Genomic DNA, 21191 nt, shown 5'->3' with positions numbered 1-21191 from the left:
CAACATGAAACCATTAATTCAGGTGCAGGCCGTCAGCCAGCGCTTCAACACCGCCAGCGGCGAGTTTCTGGCGCTGCAGAATGTCTCCTTCGATATCGTCGAAGGGGAGACCATTAGCCTGATCGGCCACTCGGGTTGCGGAAAATCGACTCTGCTAAACCTGATCGCCGGGATCACCACCCCTACCGAGGGCGGACTACTGTGTGATAACCGGGAAATTGCCGGTCCCGGGCCGGAGCGGGCGGTGGTTTTCCAGAACCACTCACTGCTGCCGTGGCTGAGCTGTTTCGACAATGTGGCGCTGGCGGTGGATCAGGTGTTCCGTCGCACCATGAGCAAGCATGAGCGTCGGGAGTGGATTGAACACAATCTCGCGCGCGTGCAGATGGGTCATGCGCTGCATAAACGGCCCGGGGAGATCTCCGGCGGCATGAAGCAGCGGGTGGGTATCGCCCGGGCGCTGGCGATGAAGCCGAAAGTGCTGCTGCTTGATGAGCCCTTCGGCGCTCTGGACGCGCTGACTCGCGCCCACCTCCAGGACACGGTGATGCAGATTCAGCAGGAGCTCAATACCACCATCGTCATGATCACCCACGACGTTGATGAAGCGGTGCTGCTCTCCGACCGGGTGCTGATGATGACCAACGGCCCGGCAGCGACGGTCGGCGAGATCCTCGCGGTCGATCTGCCGCGTCCGCGCCACCGCGTTCAGCTGGCGGACGACAGCCGGTATCACCATCTGCGCCAGCAGATCCTCCATTTCCTGTATGAAAAACAGCCGAAAGCGGCGTAAGGAGGCGGTCATGACGCGGCGACTGGTGGTGATCGGTAACGGCATGGCGGCCACCCGTCTGGTGCAGCGGCTGGTTGAGCGCGACCCTGCGCGGTTTGCCATTACCGTCGTCGGCGACGAGCCGCACCCGGCCTATAACCGCATCCAGCTCTCGCCGCTGCTGGCTGGCGAAAAAACAGCGGCGCAGCTCCCGTTGCTGCCGGCGGAGTGGTACACCCGGCACGGGGTGTGCCTGCGGTCTGGCGAGGCGGTGGATGAAGTCGATGTTGTGCAACGGCGGCTGCGCATCGCGGAGACCTGGCTGCCGTGGGATGAGCTGGTGTTCGCCACCGGTTCGCGGCCCTTTATCCCGCCGCTGCCGGGCATTGATCGTCCGCAGGTTATGCCCTTCCGCACCCTGGCGGACGTGGAACGTATTCTGGCGATACCCGGCCCGGCGGTGGTGATTGGCGGTGGGGTGCTGGGGGTGGAAGCGGCGGCGGCGCTGCGTCGCCACGGCGGGGAGGTCACTCTCCTGCATCGCGGCGGCGGATTAATGACGCCGCTGACCGACGCTTTTGCCGCCGATGAGCTCAGGCAGCAGCTTGAAGCGCGCGGCATTCGCTGTGTGCTGGAGTGCCGGATCGCCGCCATCGACGCCGACGGCGTGCGGCTGGCGGATGGGCGGGTATTCCGCGCCAACAGAGTGGTGCTGGCGACCGGCGTGCAGCCCAACAGCCGTCTGGCGGCGCAGTCCGGTGTGCTGTGCCAGCGGGGGATCGTGGTTGACCGCCAGATGGCCGCCTCGCTGCCGGGGATCAGCGCCATTGGCGAATGTTGCGAAATTGACGGCCAGACCTGGGGGCTGGTGGCTCCCTGCCTGCGCCAGGCCGAAGTGCTGGCGGATCGCCTGTGCGGCGTCCCCGGCGCGGGCTTTGTCTGGCAGGACGCCGGCACCCGGCTGAAGGTCACCGGCATTGAACTCTTTAGCGCTGGCGAGCAGCAGGCCGGCGAACAGGATGACATTTTTACCAGCTGGGACCCCATCGACCGCCACTATCGTCGCCTGCTGCTGCGCGACGGCCGCCTGCGCGGCGTGCTGCTGATGGGCGATTGCACTGCCGCCGCCGCGCTCACCGCGCGCCTGGAAAGCGACGAGCCCGCCACCGCGGACTGGCTTTTTGATCCTTCTTCAACGCAGCCGCAGGCTGCAGGAATAATGACGATGACGAAACCTGTATTAGTGCTGGTGGGACATGGCATGGTCGGCCACCATTTTCTCGAACAATGCGTGAGCCGCAACCTGCATGAGCAATATCGTATCGTGGTGTTTGGCGAAGAGCGTTACGCCGCCTACGACCGGGTGCACCTCTCCGAATATTTCGCCGGACGCAGCGCCGAATCGCTGTCGCTGGTGGCCGATGATTTCTTTCACCGGCACGGCATCGAACTCCGCCTCGGCAAGGCGGTGGCGACGATCGACCGCGACGCGCGGCTGGTGCGGGACGCCGAGGGACATGAAACCCACTGGGATAAACTGGTGCTGGCGACCGGCTCCTATCCCTTTGTTCCGCCTGTCCCTGGTAGCGATCTCGACGGGTGCTTTGTCTATCGCACCCTTGACGATCTGGACCGCATCGCCGCCCATGCCGCCGCGGCGAAGCGCGGGGTGGTGATCGGTGGCGGCCTGCTCGGGCTGGAGGCCGCCAACGCCCTGAAACAGCTGGGGCTGGAGACGCACGTGGTGGAGTTTGCCCCGAACCTGATGGCCGTCCAGCTGGATAACGGCGGGGCGGCGATGCTGCGGGAGAAGATCGTCGCCCTCGGCGTGGGGGTGCATACCAGCAAAGCCACCACCGCCATCGTGAGCGAGGCCGACGGCCTGCGGCTGAACTTTGCCGACGGTGACACGCTGTTGACCGACATGGTGGTCTTCTCGGCAGGGATCCGCCCGCAGGACGCGCTGGCCCGCGGCTGCGCGCTGCAGGTCGGCGAGCGCGGGGGGATTGGCATTGATGGCCAGTGCCGCACCTCTGACCCGGACGTGCTGGCGATAGGCGAATGCGCCCTGTGGGATAATAAAATTTACGGCCTGGTGGCGCCGGGCTATCAGATGGCGCGGATCGCCGCAGCCACCCTCGCAGAAGAGGACGCCTGCTTTAGCGGCGCCGACATGAGCACCAAACTGAAGCTGCTGGGGGTTGACGTGGCCTCGTTTGGCGATGCGCAGGGGCGCACGCCGGGCTGCCAGAGCTATCAATGGACCGACGGTCCGCAGCAGGTTTACAAAAAAATCGTCGTCAGTCAGGACGGCAAAGCCCTGCTTGGCGGCGTGCTGGTGGGGGACGCCAGCGACTATGCCACGCTGCTGCAGATGATGCTGAACGGCATGGCGCTGCCGCCGCGTCCGGAGAGCCTGATCCTGCCGGCGCTGGAGGGGGCCGCGCCGAAGGCGCTGGGGGTGGCGGCGCTGCCCGACAGCGCGCCGATCTGCTCCTGCCATAGCGTCAGCAAAGGCGATATCTGCCAGGCGGTGAACAATGGCGCGGGGGATATGGCGGCGATAAAAAGCTGCACCAGAGCGGCCACCGGCTGCGGCGGCTGCAGCGCGCTGGTGAAACAGGTGATGGAGTACCAGCTGGCGGCGCAGGGCGTCGAAGTGAAAAAAGACGTCTGCGAGCATTTCCCGTGGTCGCGCCAGGAGATCTACCACCTGGTGCGGGTCAACCATATCCATACCTTCGAGCAGCTGATTAGCCGCTACGGCCAGGGGCATGGCTGCGAGGTTTGTAAACCGCTGGTGGCCTCGGTGCTGGCCTCCTGCTGGAACGAATACCTGCTGAAGCCGGCGCACCTGCCGCTGCAGGATACCAACGATCGCTATTTCGCCAACATTCAGAAGGACGGAACCTATTCGGTGGTGCCGCGGATGGCGGCGGGGGAAGTGACGCCGGACGGGCTGATCGCCATCGGGCAGATCGCCAAACGTTATCAGCTCTACAGCAAAGTGACCGGCGGCCAGCGCATCGACCTGTTTGGCGCGCGGCTGGAACAGCTGCCGGCTATCTGGCGCGAGCTGGCCGACGCCGGGTTTGAAACCGGCCACGCCTATGGCAAGTCGCTGCGCACGGTGAAGTCCTGCGTCGGCGCAACCTGGTGTCGCTACGGCGTGCAGGACTCCACCGGGCTCGCGGTGCGGCTTGAGCATCGCTATAAAGGGCTACGCGCCCCGCACAAGATCAAGATGGCGGTCTCTGGCTGCACCCGCGAGTGCGCCGAAGCCCAGGGCAAAGATATCGGAGTGATTGCCACCGACAAAGGCTGGAATCTCTACGTCTGCGGCAACGGCGGAATGAAACCGCGTCACGCCGACCTGTTTGCCAGCGATCTCGACGAAGCGACGCTGATCCGCAGCATCGATCGTCTGCTGATGTTCTATATCCGTACCGCCGACCGCCTGCAGCGCACCAGCACCTGGATGGACAACCTGGAGGGCGGCGTCGCCTACCTGCGGCAGGTGGTGCTGGAGGATAGCCTCGGCATTGGCGAGGAGCTGGAGCAGGAGATGGCCCGCATCGTCGACAGCTACCAGTGCGAGTGGCAGACCACCCTCAACGATCCGCAGCGTCTGGCGCTGTTCCGCTCCTTCGTTAACAGCGACCAGCCCGACGAGGCGGTGCAGCGCCACGATCTGCGCGGTCAGCCGCAGCCGTTGCCTGCTGAAGTGTTGCCCGAAGGCGAACTCCCATCCCGGCCGTGGCAGGCGATTTGCGACCTTGACGCCATTCCGGCGCAGGCGGGGATCGGTGCCCGGTTAGGCGAGCGGCAGATCGCCCTGTTCCGCTTCGGCGATCGGGTGTATGCCCTGGACAACCGCGAGCCGGGCAGCGCGGCCAACGTGCTGTCGCGGGGGCTGTTAGGGGACGTCAGCGGGGAACCGGTGGTGATCTCCCCGCTGTACAAACAGCGGATTCGCCTGCGCGACGGCTGGCCGTGCGACGGCGGTGAACAGGCGGTGCGCGCCTGGCCGGTGAAAGTGGAAAACGGCAAAGTGTGGGTGGGCAGCCAGCAGCTGCTGGCGCGAGCGGAGGCCTCCTGATGAAGACCATCCGAACGACCTGTCCCTACTGCGGCGTAGGCTGTGGGGTGCTGGCGAGCGTAGATGACGCGGGGCGGGTGAGCGTGCGCGGCGACGACCAGCACCCGGCCAACCTCGGCCGTCTGTGCGTCAAAGGGGCTGCCCTCGGGGAGACCACGGGCCTGGCGGGGCGGCTATTGGCGCCGGAGGTGGACGGCCAGAAGGTGACCTGGCCTCAGGCGCTGGCGGAGACCGCTTCTCGCCTGCAACAGGTTATCGACCAGCACGGCCCGCAGGCGGTGGCCTTCTACGCCTCCGGCCAGCTGTTAACCGAGGATTACTATGCCGCCAACAAGCTGATGAAGGGGTTTATCGGCGCGGCGAACATCGACACCAATTCGCGGCTATGCATGTCGTCGGCGGTGACCGGCTACAAGCGGGCCTTTGGCGCCGACGTGGTGCCCTGTAGCTATGAGGATGTGGAAAACAGCGATCTGGTGGTGCTGGTCGGCTCAAACGCTGCCTGGGCGCATCCGGTGCTGTACCAGCGTCTGGCGCAGGCGAAGCGGGACAATCCCCGGTTGCAGATCGTGGCGATCGATCCCCGACGCACCGCCACCTGCGAGATCGCCGATCGCCATCTGGCGCTGGCCCCGGGAAGCGACGGCGGGCTGTTCGTGGGGTTGCTTAACGCCCTGGCGCAGGCTGGAGCCTGCGTCGACGGTTTTCGCGATGGCGCGCAGGCGCTGGCCGAAGCGAGTGGCTGGGACGTGGCGAAAGTAGCTGATTTTTGCGGCCTGGCTGCCGATGAGGTGGCGGGTTTCTATCGCGATTTTATCGCCGCCCCGCGGGCCATCACCCTCTACACCATGGGAATTAACCAGTCAGCCAGCGGCAGCGACAAATGTAATGCCATCATCAACGTCCATCTGGCTAGCGGAAAGTATGGCCGCCGCGGCTGCGGCCCCTTTTCGCTGACCGGTCAACCCAACGCCATGGGCGGGCGCGAAGTTGGCGGGCTGGCGACGATGCTGGCGGCGCACATGGATTTTGTGCCGGCCGATCTGCAGCGGCTGGCCCGCTTTTGGGGAACCGAGCGGCTGGCGCAGACTCCGGGGTTGACCGCCGTGGAGCTGTTTGCCGCCATCGGCCGCGGCGAGGTGAAAGCGGTCTGGATCATGGGCACCAATCCGGTGGTATCCCTCCCCGACAGCCACGCGGTGAGCCAGGCGCTGGCCGGCTGTCCGCTGGTGATCGTCTCGGATGTCGCCGCTGAGACGGATACCGAACATTTCGCCCACATCCGTTTTCCGGCGCTGGCCTGGGGCGAGAAAAATGGCACGGTCACCAACTCGGAGCGGCGCATCTCCCGTCAGCGCAGCTTTCTGCCGCCGCCGGGGGAGGCGAAAGCGGACTGGTGGATCATCGCCAGAGTGGGGCAGGCGCTGGGATATCGCGAGGCGTTTGCCTGGCAGCATCCGCATGACGTTTTCCGCGAGCATGCGGCGCTGTCCGGTTTCGAAAACGACGGCCAGCGGGCGTTTGATATCGGCGCGCTGGCGGATCTCAGCCGCGAGGCGTGGGACGCCATGGCGCCGGTCCGCTGGCCAGTCAGCCGCCGCCGCGCCGACCTGGATGTCACGCGCGGCTGGCATAGCGATGGCAGGCTGCGGATGGTGCCAGTGACGCCTCAGCCGACCCGGGCGGCAACCGATGTCTTTTATCCGCTGATCCTCAACAGCGGGCGGATCCGCGATCAGTGGCACACCATGACCCGCACCGGCGCCGTGCCGCGGCTGATGCAGCATATCGCGGAGCCGGTGGTGGAGGTGGCGCCGCAGGACGCCGTTCGCTACCAGCTTGTCGCCGGCGGGCTGGCGCGGATCTGGTCGCGCCATGGGGTGATGGTGGCGAAAGTGGCGATCAGCGAAGGCCAGCGCCCCGGCTCGCTGTTTGTCCCCATGCACTGGAACAATCAGTTCGCCCGCCAGGGGCGGGTGAATAACCTGCTGGCCGCCGTCACGGACCCGCATTCCGCCCAGCCGGAGAGTAAACAGGCGGCGGTGGCCATCGCCGCCTGGCAGCCTGCCTGGCACAGCGAACTGTTTTGTCGCGAACCGCTGCCATTTCCTGCGGCCTGGCACTGGCGGCGGCGGGCGGCGACAGGAGTGCTGCACTACTCGCTGGCCGGGGAGGCGTCAGCCCGCCAGTGGCTCAGGGTCTGGTGCGAGCAGCGCGGCTGGCAGCTGCAGATAGCAGACGGCGGCGCAGTGTGGAACCTGCTGGCGTGGCATCAGGGGAGGCTGATGCTGGGCTGGTGGAGCGATGCGCGCGAGCCGGCGGTGGATAGCGCAGGAGTAAGCGCCGCCTTCGCCACGCCGCCGTCCGATGCCGCCCGGCGCCATGCGCTGCTCAGCGGCCGACCGGACGCCGCCGCCGCGCTGCCGGGGCGGATTGTCTGCAGCTGCTTTGGGGTCGGCGAGCGGGCGATCGGCGAGGCCATCGCCAGCGGCTGCGCCAGCGTCGGGGCTTTGGGCGCCAGGCTGAAGTGCGGGACCAACTGCGGCTCCTGCGTGCCGGAGCTCAACGCGCTGCTGGCGACGCAACCGGCCCGCGCCGGGGCCTAACGGCGCGGCGATATCTTCTGTGGTTGGGCGACAGATTGCCCAACCGGTTTCAGCATATTCCTGGAATTGTCCGCAGGGCTGCGGGAGAGGGGAAAAAACGATAAACTAAAACCATCTTCCAATTTTTTCTGCGAGCCCGCGCAAAACCAGTTGATGCCTGTGTCGTACCGTTTGCTGCCATCCCTGATCTTTCTCCTGCTGCTGCCGGGCGTTCCCGTCTGGGCGCTGACCGCCAGCCACACCACTTTTACTTCCCAGGAAGAACCTTCCTTGCCCGATTTGGGGATCGCCCCGCAGGTCGATGACGACGCCAGACACTTTGCCGAAGTGGCTAAAAAGTTCGGCGAGGCCAGCATGAGCGATAACGGACTGACGGCGGGCGAACAGGCGCAGATGTTCGCCATCAACAAACTCGGCAATGAAGTGAGCCACCAGCTGGAGAGCTGGCTCTCGCCATGGGGCAACGCCAATGTCGACCTGCTGGTCGATAAAGAGGGGAAGTTCACCGGCAGTAAAGGGAGCTGGTTCGTGCCATTGCAGGATAACGATCGCTACCTGACGTGGAACCAGTATTCGGTGACCCGGCGCGAGAACGATCTGGTGGGCAACATTGGGCTTGGCCAGCGCTGGCGGGTCGGCGGCTGGCTGCTGGGCTATAACTCGTTTTATGACAAGGTGCTGAGCGAAAGCCTGGCTCGCGGCAGCGTCGGCGCCGAGGCGTGGGGAGAATATCTCCGCCTGTCGGCGAACTACTACCATCCGCTGGGCGACTGGCAGCTGCGGGAGAATCAAACCCAGGAGCAGCGGATGGCCGCAGGGTATGACGTTACCGCCCAGGCGCGACTGCCGTTTTATGAGCACATCAACACCAGCGTCAGCGTCGAACAGTACTTCGGCGACAGCGTCGATCTGTTTCACACCGGCACTGGCTACCATAACCCGGTGGCCGTCTCCGTCGGGCTCAATTACACCCCGGTCCCGCTGGTCACCGTAACCGCCAAACATAAGCAAGGGGAAAATGGCGTCAGTCAGAATAACGTTGGCCTGAAGCTCAACTACCGCTTTGGTGTGCCGCTCAAGCAGCAGCTGGCGGCGGACGAGGTGGCGTTCAGCAACTCGCTGCGCGGCAGCCGCTTCGACAGCCCGGAGCGGGATAATCTGCCGGTTGTGGAGTATCGGCAGCGCAAAAATCTGACGGTCTATCTGGCCACGCCGCCCTGGGATCTACAGTCCGGGGAGACGGTGCAGCTGAAGCTGCAGATCCATAGTCTGCACGGTATCAAGTCGCTGCACTGGCAGGGCGACACCCAGGCGCTCAGCCTGACGCCGCCGGTGGATGCCCGCAGTCCCGATGGCTGGAGCGTGATTATGCCGGTGTGGAACAGTGAACCGGGCGCCGCGAACCGCTGGCGCCTGTCGGTGGTGGTAGAGGATAAACAGGGGCAGCGCGTCTCATCCAATGAGATCGCCCTGGCGCTGACCGAGCCGCTGGTCAAGTTCACCACGCCAGGCGTCTCCTGGACGGACTCGCCTTAAAAAATTCGCTCCTGGTGGACCCATACCGCGGCTTCCACCCGGGATTTGAGCTTCATTTTCTTCAGCATGTGCTTGACGTGCACTTTGACGGTGCTTTCGGTGATATCCAGCCGGCGGGCGATCATTTTGTTCGGCAGCCCCTGGGCGATCAGCTTGAGAATGTCGCGCTCGCGCGGGGTCAACTGGCTGATGTCGCGATCGGAGGTGGCGCGGTTGGCGCGCAGGCTGGCGGCCAGCACCGGGGTTAACGCTTCGCTTAATACCATTTCTCCGGCGGCCGCCTGCTGCAGCGCTTTCAGCAGATCTTCCGGCTCCATGTCTTTCAGCAGATAGCCATCGGCGCCGCGCTTGAGGGCGGTAACAACGTCCTCTTCATGGTTAGAGACGCTGAAGACCACCACCCGCCCAGACAGCGATTTCTCACGCAGTTTGTCCAGCGTTTCCAGGCCGTTCATGCCCGGCATATTGAGGTCCAGCAGGATCAGATCCGGATCCAGCGACTCCGCCAGCTCGATACCTTGCGCGCCATTGCTGGCTTCGCCAATCACCTGGATGTCCGGCGCCATGCTAATCAATTGTTTCACGCCGGTGCGCAGCATCGGATGGTCGTCAATGAGAAGGATGGTTGCCCGTTCCTGTTGACTCATGGGGGTCTCCTTATTGGATGGAAAACGTTTTTTCCGGGATAAACGTGACGATCACTTCGGTCCCGCCGGTTTCCCGGCGCCGAACCTGACAGTCGCCGCGCAGGCTTTGCGCGCGATCCCGCATAATAATTAAACCGTAATGGTTACTCCGCTCGGCGTGGTCCGGCACGCCGCGGCCATTATCCGCCACCACCAGACGGACCTGGTTATCGCGTTGTGACACCGTCACGGTCACTTCCGTCGCGCTGGCATGCTTCAGGGCGTTGCTTAACGCTTCGCGGGCGATCTGCAGCAGGTGTATGGCCTGATGCGACGGCACAAAGCGCGGCGGAAGCTGATAATCAAGTTGCACCGTAAAGCCGAAGTGGGCGCTGTACTCCTGACAGCTGGCCTCCAGCGCCGGGCGCAGGCCCGGCTCGGTCAACTGCAGGCGGAAGGTGGTTAACAGCTCCCGCAGTTGGGCCCACGAGGTATTCAGCTCGTTACGAATTTGCCCCAGCAGCTGGCGGCTCTCCGCCGGCAAAGCGTCGCCCTGCATCTGCAGGCAGCTGACCTGCATCTTCATACAGGATAGCGACTGGGCGATGGAGTCATGCAGCTCGCGAGCGATAGTGGCCCGCTCTTCCATGACGATCAGCTGCTGCTGTTTCTCCTGATGGCGGTCCAGCGCCAGAGTGCTGGTCAGTTGTTCAACCAACGTATCCACCAGCTGCTGCTGATCGTGGCTGAGATGACGGCCAACCGGCAGCGTCGCCAGCAGGATGCCGTACTGATTATGCGCATCCGACAGCCGCCACTTCAGCGTCGTGCCGCCATCCGGTAGCGGCGGCAGGTTGCGTGGGCAGAGGTAGCAGCCCATGTCATCACATTCATTATCCGAGTGGCAGGTAAACTCCTGATGGTTGTCTTCATCTTCCAGATCGTAGACCCGCACCTCGATATCGCGCAGCAGCGTCAGACCCTGCAGACCGTTCAGCACCGGCGAAATGCGTTCGCAGAGCGGGGCGTTGGCGTGCAGCCGGCGGTTGGCCTGCCATAAGAAGGCGAGGATCTCGTTCTTCTGTTCCAGCCCGGCGGTCTTCTCCTGCACCCGGCGCTCCAGCACGGCGTAGCTTTCCGCCAGCTCTTCCGACATGTTATTTAGCGCCATGCCAAGAGTCGCCATTTCGTTGCGCCCGCTGATGTGTGCCCGCTGGGTGAAATCACGCTGGCTCACCGCTCGCGCCATGCTCAGCAGCTGTTTCCATGGCCGCAGCAGTCGGGCGCGTAGCCAGATGATGGTGAAGATCAGCAGTAGCGCCATGCCGATGGCGAGGAGGCGATGGATCCAGACTACCCGTTCGATACGCTGCTCGGTGGTATGGTCGAATGCGGTCACCAGCTGGTCGATACGATCGACAAAGTCGGCGACATCCTGGGCGACCTCCGCCTGGTTGACCGCGCGCTGCATGCCGGGAGCCAGCGCCAGCTGCCAGTACTGCTGCAGGGCCTGCAGCTGGCGCTCCTGTCCGTCGCGGCGGGCGGAGTTTTGCAGCTCCGGACTGAAGACGGTGGCGGTCATATCATCGACCAGCTTTTGATCGTGTTCATTCAGCGGGATCGCCGCCAGCAGCCGGTAGCTCTGCATGCGTAATGACCCGGCTTTGTTAATGGCGTGCGCGCTGCCCTGCACGCCGTTGACCAGGCGCGCGGAGATCGCCATGCCGGCGACGCCTGTAAGGGTGGCAAGCAGGACGATCAACGCCAGTTGATTGACCAGCGTCAGCGGGGTAAAAAGACGTTTTAACATGGAATGCGTGGCTCCTGACCGGTCGTGTCTCCGGGAGTGGCGCTTATTCTCGGCTATCCCCTGGAGTATACCCATACCCCCAAAGAGTTACTCCTTAATTGTCGGTGGTAGGCACCGTTGGGAGAGGGGTTATATGCATCCCGGCAGCCGTGTGAAAAACCACACTTTTTTTCCCACCATTCTCTACTCACTTCGGAGCATGGTCTATTTTTGCACAAATTAGTCCGCGCTTTTCCTTTGATTTATATCAACTTACCGCCCCGGGCAACCCCTAAGGTAGCGGCAGGAAATATGAATAATCAGAGGTATCTATGAGTCAATCTTCCCTCCCGGAGAAGGCTAATCGCTCGGTCATTACCGACTGGCGGCCTGAAGATCCTGAATTCTGGCAACAGCGCGGCCACCATGTGGCGAGCCGCAATTTATGGATCTCCGTTCCCTGTCTGTTACTGGCGTTCTGCGTATGGATGTTGTTCAGCGCCGTTGCCGTTAACCTCAACAAAGTGGGCTTTCAGTTTACGACCGATCAGCTGTTTATGCTGACCGCGCTGCCGGCGCTCTCCGGCGCGTTGTTGCGCGTGCCTTACGCCTTTATGGTGCCGCTGTTCGGCGGCCGTCGCTGGACGGCGTTCAGCACCGGGATCATGATTGTGCCGTGCGTGTGGCTGGGCTTTGCGGTCCAGGATACTTCCACGCCGTTTAGCGTCTTCGTCATCATCTCTCTGCTGTGCGGCTTCGCCGGGGCCAACTTCGCCTCCAGTATGGCCAACATCAGTTTTTTCTTCCCGAAAGCGAAGCAGGGCGGGGCGCTGGGCGTCAACGGCGGCCTCGGCAATATGGGCGTCAGCGTGATGCAGCTGGTCGCACCGCTGGTGGTGTCGGTCTCGGTGTTTGCCATTTTTGGCGGGACCGGCAGCCAGCAGCCGGATGGCTCGATACTGTATCTGGAAAACGCCGCGTGGATCTGGGTACCTTTCCTGATTATCTTCACCCTGGCGGCGTGGTTCTTTATGAACGACCTGTCCGCTTCCAAAGCCTCGCTGAGCGAACAGCTGCCGGTGCTTAAACGCCTGCATCTGTGGATCATGGCGCTGCTCTATCTGGCGACCTTCGGCTCCTTTATCGGTTTCTCCGCCGGTTTTGCCATGCTGTCGAAAACCCAGTTCCCGGACGTGCAGATCCTGCACTACGCTTTCTTCGGTCCGTTTATTGGCGCGCTGGCGCGTTCGATGGGCGGGGCGATCTCCGACCGTCTCGGCGGTACCCGCGTGACGCTGGTGAACTTCGTGGTGATGGCTGTCTTCTGCGCGCTGCTGTTCCTGACGCTGCCGACCAATGGCCAGGGCGGCAACTTCATCGCCTTCTTTGCAGTGTTTATGGTGTTGTTCCTTACCGCCGGGCTGGGCAGCGCCTCCACCTTCCAGATGATCTCCGTGATCTTCCGTAAGCTGACCATGGACCGGGTGAAGGCCCAGGGCGGCAGCGAAGCCCAGGCGATGCGCGAGGCGGCGACCGATACCGCGGCGGCGCTGGGCTTTATTTCCGCCATTGGCGCCATCGGCGGCTTCTTTATTCCGAAGGCGTTTGGTATCTCGCTGGATCTGACCGGCTCGCCGGCCGGCGCGATGAAAGTCTTCCTGATCTTCTATATTGCCTGCGTAATCATCACCTGGGCGGTATACGGCCGTAAGCGTCAGTAATTCGCCATAGTCGATGTCGCTTCATAAAGGCGCACTCCTGAGGGAGGCGCCTTTTTTACTGGCTTAATTAGTTACAACATACTATTGAGCGTTTTTATTCATTTTGGCCACTGAGCCGGGGAGGGACGGCTTACCAGCGTCACCGCTCTACCCCTTAATACCTCCCTGGTGAACCATCCCGCGTCTGGCGAGCTATTTTTCGCTAAAAAACCTTAAAAAACATCAAATTAAAAAGCTGAGTTTTGTACCACCTTGGTGGTAATTGCCAATTTGCGCCACGTTAACAAGCCAGTCCGTATTGATCGCTATCAATTCCCGCCCGCTTTCATGGCGTTACCTTCGCTGCAAATCCAGCAATGTCGATTTATCAGAGAGCCGTCAGGCTCCATATCAGGAGAAACCCGATGAGTAAATTCCTGGACCGGTTTCGCTACTTCAAACAGAAGGGTGAAACCTTTGCCGATGGGCACGGCCAGCTTCTAAACACCAACCGGGACTGGGAGGATGGATACCGTCAACGTTGGCAGCATGACAAAATTGTGCGTTCCACTCACGGTGTTAACTGCACCGGTTCATGCAGCTGGAAGATTTATGTCAAAAACGGGCTGGTGACCTGGGAAACCCAGCAAACGGACTATCCGCGCACCCGTCCGGACCTGCCAAACCACGAACCACGCGGCTGCCCGCGCGGCGCCAGCTACTCCTGGTATCTGTACAGCGCGAACCGCCTGAAATACCCGCTGATGCGCAAACGCCTGATGAAAATGTGGCGGGAGGCGAAGGTTCAGCATAGCGATCCGGTCGCGGCATGGGCCTCGATTATCGAAGACGCCGACAAAGCCAAAAGCTTCAAACAGGCTCGCGGTCGCGGCGGGTTTGTCCGCTCCTCATGGCAGGAAGTGAACGAGCTGATTGCCGCCTCCAACGTCTATACCGTGAAAACTTACGGTCCGGACCGCGTGGCCGGCTTCTCGCCGATCCCGGCGATGTCGATGGTCTCCTACGCCTCCGGCGCCCGTTACCTGTCGCTGATCGGCGGCACTTGCCTGAGCTTCTACGACTGGTACTGCGACCTGCCGCCGGCCTCGCCGATGACCTGGGGCGAGCAGACCGATGTGCCGGAATCCGCCGACTGGTACAACTCCAGCTATATCATCGCCTGGGGCTCCAACGTGCCGCAGACCCGTACCCCGGATGCGCACTTCTTTACCGAAGTTCGCTATAAAGGGACCAAAACCGTGGCCATCACTCCGGACTACGCCGAAATCGCCAAGCTCTGCGATCTGTGGCTGGCGCCGAAGCAGGGTACCGATGCCGCGATGGCGCTGGCGATGGGCCACGTGATGCTGCGTGAGTTCCATCTTGATAAGCCGAGCCAGTATTTCACCGATTACGTGCGTCGCTACACCGACATGCCGATGCTGGTGATGCTTGAGGAGCGCGACGGCTATTACGCCGCCGGCCGCACGCTGCGCGCGTCCGACCTCGTGGATTCCCTTGGTCAGGAAAAGAATCCGGAATGGAAGACCGTCGCCTTTGACGAGAAAGGCGATCTCACCGTGCCGAACGGTTCCCTCGGATTCCGCTGGGGCGATAAAGGCAAATGGAACCTCGAACAGCGCGATGGCAAAACCGGCGAAGAGATTGAGCTGCGTCTGAGTCTGCTCGGCAGCCATGACGAGGTGGCGGACGTTGGCTTCCCGTACTTCGGCGGCGAAGGTTCTGAGCACTTCAACAAAGTCGCTCTTGAAAACATTCTGCTGCACAAACTGCCGGTCAAACGCCTGCAGCTGGCCGACGGCTCCAGCGCGCTGGTGACCACCGTGTACGATCTGACCATGGCCAACTATGGCCTGGAGCGCGGTCTGAACGATGACAACTGCGCCGCCAGCTATGATGAAGTGAAAGCCTACACCCCGGCCTGGGCGGAGAAAATTACCGGTGTCTCCCGCGCGCATATCATCCGTACCGCCCGCGAGTTTGCCGATAACGCCGATAAAACCCATGGTCGCTCGATGATTATCGTCGGGGCGGGTCTCAACCACTGGTTCCACCTCGACATGAACTACCGCGGTCTGATCAACATGCTGATCTTCTGCGGCTGCGTCGGCCAGAGCGGTGGCGGTTGGGCGCACTATGTGGGCCAGGAAAAACTGCGTCCACAGACCGGCTGGCAGCCGCTGGCGTTCGCCCTTGACTGGCAGCGTCCGGCACGCCATATGAACAGCACCTCGTACTTTTACAACCACTCCAGCCAGTGGCGCTATGAAACCGTGACCGCGCAGGAGCTGCTGTCGCCGATGGCGGATAAATCCCGCTACAGCGGCCATCTGATCGACTTCAACGTCCGCGCCGAGCGGATGGGCTGGCTGCCGTCGGCGCCGCAGCTGGGCGTTAACCCGCTGCGCATCGCCGATGAGGCGAAAAAAGCCGGCATGACGCCGGTGGATTACACCGTCAAATCCCTGAAAGAGGGATCGATTCGCTTTGCGGCGGAGCAGCCGGAAAACGGTAAAAACCATCCGCGTAACCTGTTTATCTGGCGTTCCAACCTGCTGGGCTCCTCCGGTAAAGGCCATGAGTACATGCTCAAGTACCTGCTGGGTACGGAGAACGGCATTCAGGGTAAAGACCTTGGCAAGCAGGGCGGCGTGAAGCCGGAAGAAGTCGAATGGCGAGATAACGGCCTCGACGGCAAGCTGGATCTCGTGGTGACTCTCGACTTCCGTCTGTCGAGCACCTGTCTCTACTCAGACATCGTGCTGCCGACCGCCACCTGGTATGAAAAAGACGACATGAATACCTCGGATATGCATCCGTTTATTCATCCGCTGTCGGCGGCCGTTGACCCGGCCTGGGAATCGAAGAGCGACTGGGATATCTATAAAGGTATCGCGAAGAAATTCTCTGAACTGTGCGTGGGTCACCTCGGTAAAGAAACCGACGTCGTTACGCTGCCGATCCAGCATGATTCCGCCGCGGAAATGGCGCAGCCGCTGGACGTCAAAGACTGGAAGAAGGGCGAATGTGACCTGATTCCGGGGAAAACCGCACCGCATATTATTCCGGTCGAGCGTGATTATCCGGCGACTTACGAGCGCTTCACCTCTATTGGCCCGCTGCTGGAAACCATCGGTAACGGCGGGAAAGGCATCGCCTGGAATACCCAGAGCGAAATGGACCTGCTGCGTAAGCTCAACTACACCAAGGCGGAAGGCCCGGCGAAAGGTCAGCCGAAGCTGGAGACGGCCATTGACGCTGCGGAGATGATCCTCACCCTGGCGCCGGAAACGAACGGTCAGGTGGCGGTGAAGGCGTGGAAAGCGCTGAGCGAGATCACCGGCCGCGAGCACGCGCACCTGGCGCTGAACAAAGAAGACGAGAAGATCCGTTTCCGCGACATTCAGGCGCAGCCGCGGAAAATTATCTCCAGCCCGACCTGGTCAGGTCTGGAAGACGAACACGTCTCCTATAACGCCGGATACACCAACGTTCACGAGCTGATCCCATGGCGTACCCTGTCCGGTCGTCAGTCGCTGTATCAGGATCACCAGTGGATGCGCGACTTTGGCGAAAGCCTGCTGGTTTATCGTCCGCCGATTGACACCCGCTCGGTGAAAGCGGTGATTGGCGAGAAGTCCAACGGCAACCCGGAGAAGGCGCTGAACTTCCTGACCCCGCACCAGAAATGGGGTATCCACTCGACCTACAGCGATAACCTGCTGATGCTGACCCTGTCACGCGGCGGACCGATCGTCTGGATGAGCGAGGCGGATGCGAAAGATCTGGGGATCGAAGATAACGACTGGATCGAAGTGTTCAACGCCAACGGCGCCCTGACGGCGCGCGCCGTGGTGAGCCAGCGCGTACCGGCCGGGATGACCATGATGTATCACGCACAGGAACGCATCGTAAACCTGCCAGGCTCTGAAGTTACCGGCCAGCGCGGCGGGATCCACAACTCGGTTACCCGTATTACGCCGAAACCGACCCATATGATCGGCGGCTATGGCCATCTGGCCTATGGCTTTAACTACTACGGCACCGTCGGCTCCAACCGCGATGAGTTTGTGGTGGTACGTAAGATGAAGAACATTAACTGGTTAGACGGCGAAGGCAATGACCAGGTACAGGAGAGCGTAAAATGAAAATTCGTTCACAAGTCGGCATGGTGCTGAATCTCGATAAGTGCATCGGCTGCCACACCTGCTCGGTCACCTGTAAAAACGTCTGGACCAGCCGGGAAGGGATGGAGTACGCCTGGTTCAATAACGTGGAGAGTAAGCCTGGCGTCGGTTTTCCGAACGACTGGGAAAACCAGGAGAAATGGAAGGGCGGCTGGATCCGCAAAATCAACGGCAAGCTGCAGCCGCGCATGGGCAACCGCGCGATGCTGTTAGGTAAAATCTTCGCGAACCCGCATCTGCCGGGCATCGATGATTACTACGAGCCGTTCGATTACGACTACCAGAACCTGCATAACGCCCCGGAGAGTAAACACCAGCCGATCGCCCGTCCGCGCTCGCTGATCACCGGCCAACGGATGGACAAGATCACCAGCGGTCCGAACTGGGAAGAGATCCTCGGCGGCGAGTTTGAAAAGCGCGCCAAAGACCAGAACTTCGACAACATGCAGAAGGCGATGTACGGCCAGTTCGAGAACACCTTCATGATGTATCTGCCGCGCCTGTGCGAGCACTGCCTGAACCCGGCGTGCGTCGCGACCTGCCCGAGCGGCGCCATCTATAAGCGTGAAGAAGACGGCATCGTGCTCATCGACCAGGACAAGTGCCGCGGCTGGCGGATGTGCATCACCGGCTGCCCGTACAAGAAAATCTACTTCAACTGGAAGAGCGGAAAGTCCGAAAAGTGCATCTTCTGCTACCCGCGTATTGAATCCGGAATGCCGACGGTATGCTCCGAAACCTGCGTGGGCCGAATCCGCTATCTCGGCGTCCTGTTGTATGACGCGGATGCGATCGAAAATGCCGCCAGCACCGAGAACGAGAAAGATCTCTATCAGCGTCAACTGGACGTGTTCCTCGATCCGAACGACCCGAAAGTGATTGAGCAGGCGCTGAAAGATGGCGTACCGCAGGGGGTGATTGAAGCCGCGCAGCAGTCGCCTGTCTGGAAAATGGCGATGGACTGGAAGCTGGCCCTGCCGCTGCACCCGGAATATCGCACCCTGCCGATGGTCTGGTACGTGCCGCCGCTGTCGCCAATTCAGTCCGCCGCCGATGCCGGCGAACTCGGCAGCAATGGGATCCTGCCGGACGTGGAAAGCCTGCGTATTCCGGTGCAGTATCTGGCGAACCTGCTGACCGCCGGCGATACCCAACCGGTCCTGTTGGCCCTGAAGCGGATGCTGGCGATGCGTCACTATAAGCGGGCGGAAACCGTTGACGGCGTTGTCGATACCCGCGCGCTGGATGAGGTGGGCTTAAGCGAAGCGCAGGCTCAGGAGATGTACCGCTACCTGGCGATCGCTAACTACGAAGATCGTTTCGTGGTGCCAAGCAGCCATCGTGAACAGGCGCGGGAAGCGTTCCCGGAGAAAAACGGCTGCGGCTTTAGCTTTGGTGACGGCTGCCACGGCTCTGACAGCCAGTTCAACCTGTTCAACAGCCGTCGCATCGACGCCATCGACGTGACCAGCAAAACGGAGCCGCACGCATGATTGAACTTGTGATTGTGTCGCGCCTGCTCGAATACCCTGACGCTGCCTTATGGCAGCATCAGCAGGAGATGTTCGAGGCGCTTGCGTCATCAGAGAAACTCAGCAAAGAGGATGCTCACGCGCTGGGCGTTTTTCTGCGCGATCTGCTGACTCAGGATCCGCTGGATGCCCAGGCGGCCTATAGCGAACTGTTTGACCGCGGCCGGGCCACCTCGCTGCTGCTGTTTGAACACGTGCACGGCGAATCCCGCGATCGCGGGCAGGCGATGGCTGATCTGATGGCGCAGTATGAGCGCCACGGTCTGCTGCTCGATAGCCATGAGTTGCCGGATCATCTGCCGTTGTATCTGGAGTATCTGGCGCAGCTGCCGGAAGAGGAAGCGCTTGGCGGCCTGCGGGACGTTGCGCCGATCCTCGGCCTGCTCAGCGCGCGGCTGCAGCAGCGCGAGAGCCGCTATGCGGTGCTGTTCGAACTGCTGCTGAAGCTGGCAAACACTCAGGTCGACAGCCAGAAGGTGGCGGAGAAGATTGCCGACGAAGCCCGCGACGATACGCCGCAGGCGCTGGACGCGGTCTGGGAAGAAGAACAGGTGAAATTCTTTGCCGACCAGGGCTGCGGCGAGTCGGAGATTTCCGCTCACCAGCGTCGTTTTGCCGGAGCCGTGGCCCCGCAATATCTGAATATCTCTAACGGAGGACAGCAATAATGCACTTCCTGAATATGTTCTTCTTTGACATTTATCCGTACATTGCGGGTTCAGTGTTCCTGATCGGCAGTTGGCTGCGCTACGACTACGGTCAGTACACCTGGCGCGCCGCCTCCAGCCAGATGCTGGACCGTAAGGGAATGAACCTGGCGTCGAACCTGTTCCATATCGGCATCCTCGGCATTTTCGCCGGCCACTTCCTCGGCATGCTGACCCCGCACTGGATGTATGAATCCTTCCTGCCGATCGACGTCAAGCAGAAGATGGCGATGATCGCCGGCGGCGCCTGCGGCGTGATGACCCTGGTGGGCGGTTTACTGCTGCTTAAGCGTCGTCTGCTCAGCCCACGCGTGCGTGCCACCACCACCGGCGCGGATATTCTGATCCTCTCCCTGCTGATGGTGCAGTGTGCGCTGGGTCTACTGACGATCCCATTCTCTGCCCAGCATATGGACGGCAGCGAAATGATGAAGCTGGTCGGCTGGGCGCAGTCGGTGGTCACCTTCCACGGCGGTGCGTCGCAGCACCTGGATGGCGTGGCGTTTATCTTCCGCGTCCACCTGGTGCTGGGGATGACCCTGTTCCTGCTGTTCCCATTCTCTCGCCTGGTTCATATCTGGAGCGCGCCGGTAGAGTACCTGACGCGCAAATACCAGATTGTCCGCGCCCGTCGCTAACTGGCCCGCGACCGCTGACTGACCCCGCCCTGGCGGGGTTTTTTTTCGCCCCAGCCGAGGTTATTACCGGCGGCGGCAAACAGAATAAGCATCCCGCCGAGCAACTGCACAGGGGTTAACGCATGATGGAAGACCAGATAGTCGACCCCCATCGCCACCAACGGATAAATAAAGGAGAGCGAACCGGTAATGGGCGTCGGCAGCTTCTGTATCGCGCTATATAAAAGCTGATACATGATCCCGGTATGGACGACGCCGAGGATCAGCAGATAGCGCCAGGGGAAGCTGGCAGAAAAGTCGGGCATTTGCACCAGCGGCAGCAGCATCACGACGCCGACGAGCATCTGAATAAAGGCAATATGCTGAGCAGGGAGCGGATGCAGTTTGCGGGCGATGATGGCGGTCAGGGCATAGAAAAATGCCGCGCCTAATGCCAGCAAAACGCCGGCCGTGAGACTTTCGCCGTGCGTCGGGGCAAGCTCGCTTGACAGCAGGATCACCACGCCGCCGAAGGCCAGCAGTAACCATCCCCATTTTACGGCGCTGACCCGTTCCCCCAACACCATGCCCATCAGCACCAGCATAAACGGCTGGGTGTTGTAGACCACCGTGGCCATGCCAATTGAAATACGCGAGTAGGCGGCAAACAGCAGCAGCCAGTTGATGACCAGCGCGATGCCGCCAAGTACCGCGAGGGCGAGGGTGAAGCGCGTGAGACGACTGAAGGGCTGGCGGCTGAGAACGATAAACAGCAGCAGGGTGAGCGCGCCAATCAGGCAGCGCCAGAACACCACATCAATTACCGGCAAACCAGAGAGCAGCACGAACGCGCCGATCGAGCCAGAAATTATCATCGCCAGGCTCATTTGCCAGACGCCGCGGGTAATTTGCATATTTCACCTCCAGAAGTTTTCCAGTATTGTGCGAAAAATCCTGACAGCCTGACATGGCTGAATTAAGGCAAACAGGGGGAAATCC

At 61.6% G+C, this 21191-nt stretch carries 12 protein-coding genes; 9 read left to right on the top strand and 3 right to left on the bottom strand.

What is annotated here, in order from left to right:
- Positions 1 to 4: 4 nt before the first annotated feature.
- The 4 genes from CE636_RS05380 to CE636_RS05365 all read left to right on the top strand — a co-directional run bounded on the left by CE636_RS05380 (position 5) and on the right by CE636_RS05365 (position 9013).
- A complete protein-coding gene (locus CE636_RS05380) occupies positions 5 to 793 on the top strand; it encodes an ABC transporter ATP-binding protein (protein ID WP_004203195.1) in 789 nt (262 codons plus the stop codon).
- Between the two features lie 10 nt (positions 794 to 803).
- Positions 804 to 4871 (top strand): nitrite reductase large subunit NirB, encoded by a 4068-nt coding sequence (nirB, locus tag CE636_RS05375; protein ID WP_077252857.1) that lies wholly within the window; start codon positions 804 to 806, stop codon positions 4869 to 4871.
- A complete protein-coding gene (locus CE636_RS05370) occupies positions 4871 to 7477 on the top strand; it encodes a nitrate reductase (RefSeq protein WP_017900762.1) in 2607 nt (868 codons plus the stop codon). Before nirB ends, CE636_RS05370 begins: the two co-directional genes overlap by 1 nt.
- 153 nt (positions 7478 to 7630) lie before the next feature.
- A complete protein-coding gene (locus tag CE636_RS05365) occupies positions 7631 to 9013 on the top strand; it encodes a YchO/YchP family invasin (protein ID WP_017900763.1) in 1383 nt (460 codons plus the stop codon).
- On the opposite strand, the gene narL is transcribed toward CE636_RS05365, so the two are convergent.
- On the bottom strand, positions 9010 to 9660 hold the full coding sequence (gene narL / locus CE636_RS05360; RefSeq protein WP_002910198.1) for a two-component system response regulator NarL: 651 nt from the start codon (positions 9658 to 9660) through the stop codon (positions 9010 to 9012). The two genes, CE636_RS05365 and narL, sit on opposite strands and share 4 nt — an antisense overlap.
- 10 nt (positions 9661 to 9670) lie before the next feature.
- Positions 9671 to 11449 carry a nitrate/nitrite two-component system sensor histidine kinase NarX gene (gene narX / locus CE636_RS05355; protein WP_017900764.1) on the bottom strand — a complete coding sequence of 593 codons (1779 nt, stop codon included), beginning with the start codon at positions 11447 to 11449 and terminating at the stop codon, positions 9671 to 9673.
- 311 nt (positions 11450 to 11760) lie between these two features.
- Between narX and CE636_RS05345 the strand changes: the two genes are divergently transcribed.
- From CE636_RS05345 to narI, 5 genes are all read left to right on the top strand, one after another.
- A complete protein-coding gene (locus CE636_RS05345) occupies positions 11761 to 13149 on the top strand; it encodes a NarK family nitrate/nitrite MFS transporter (RefSeq protein WP_017900765.1) in 1389 nt (462 codons plus the stop codon).
- A 404-nt stretch (positions 13150 to 13553) separates the two neighbouring features.
- Positions 13554 to 17297 carry a nitrate reductase subunit alpha gene (locus CE636_RS05340; RefSeq protein WP_017900766.1) on the top strand — a complete coding sequence of 1248 codons (3744 nt, stop codon included), beginning with the start codon at positions 13554 to 13556 and terminating at the stop codon, positions 17295 to 17297.
- Complete coding sequence (gene narH, locus CE636_RS05335) at positions 17294 to 18829, top strand: nitrate reductase subunit beta (RefSeq protein ID WP_004203183.1); 1536 nt, start codon at positions 17294 to 17296, stop codon at positions 18827 to 18829. The genes CE636_RS05340 and narH overlap by 4 nt, the downstream gene beginning before the upstream one ends.
- The gene (narJ, locus tag CE636_RS05330; RefSeq protein WP_017900767.1) at positions 18826 to 19536 is read left to right on the top strand and encodes a nitrate reductase molybdenum cofactor assembly chaperone; all 711 of its coding nucleotides are present in this window, start codon (positions 18826 to 18828) and stop codon (positions 19534 to 19536) included. Before narH ends, narJ begins: the two co-directional genes overlap by 4 nt.
- Positions 19536 to 20213 (top strand): respiratory nitrate reductase subunit gamma, encoded by a 678-nt coding sequence (gene narI, locus CE636_RS05325; RefSeq protein ID WP_002910189.1) that lies wholly within the window; start codon positions 19536 to 19538, stop codon positions 20211 to 20213. Before narJ ends, narI begins: the two co-directional genes overlap by 1 nt.
- Here narI and CE636_RS05320 read toward each other — a convergent pair.
- Entirely contained in the window at positions 20210 to 21106 is an 897-nt protein-coding gene (locus CE636_RS05320) for a DMT family transporter (RefSeq protein ID WP_017900768.1), read from the bottom strand. The two genes, narI and CE636_RS05320, sit on opposite strands and share 4 nt — an antisense overlap.
- Positions 21107 to 21191: the final 85 nt, after the last annotated feature.

Origin of the sequence: Klebsiella sp. LY (assembly GCF_004010915.1) — a bacterium.
Lineage (GTDB): Bacteria > Pseudomonadota > Gammaproteobacteria > Enterobacterales > Enterobacteriaceae > Klebsiella > Klebsiella quasipneumoniae.
This window is presented reverse-complemented; position numbering and strand designations above follow the sequence as displayed.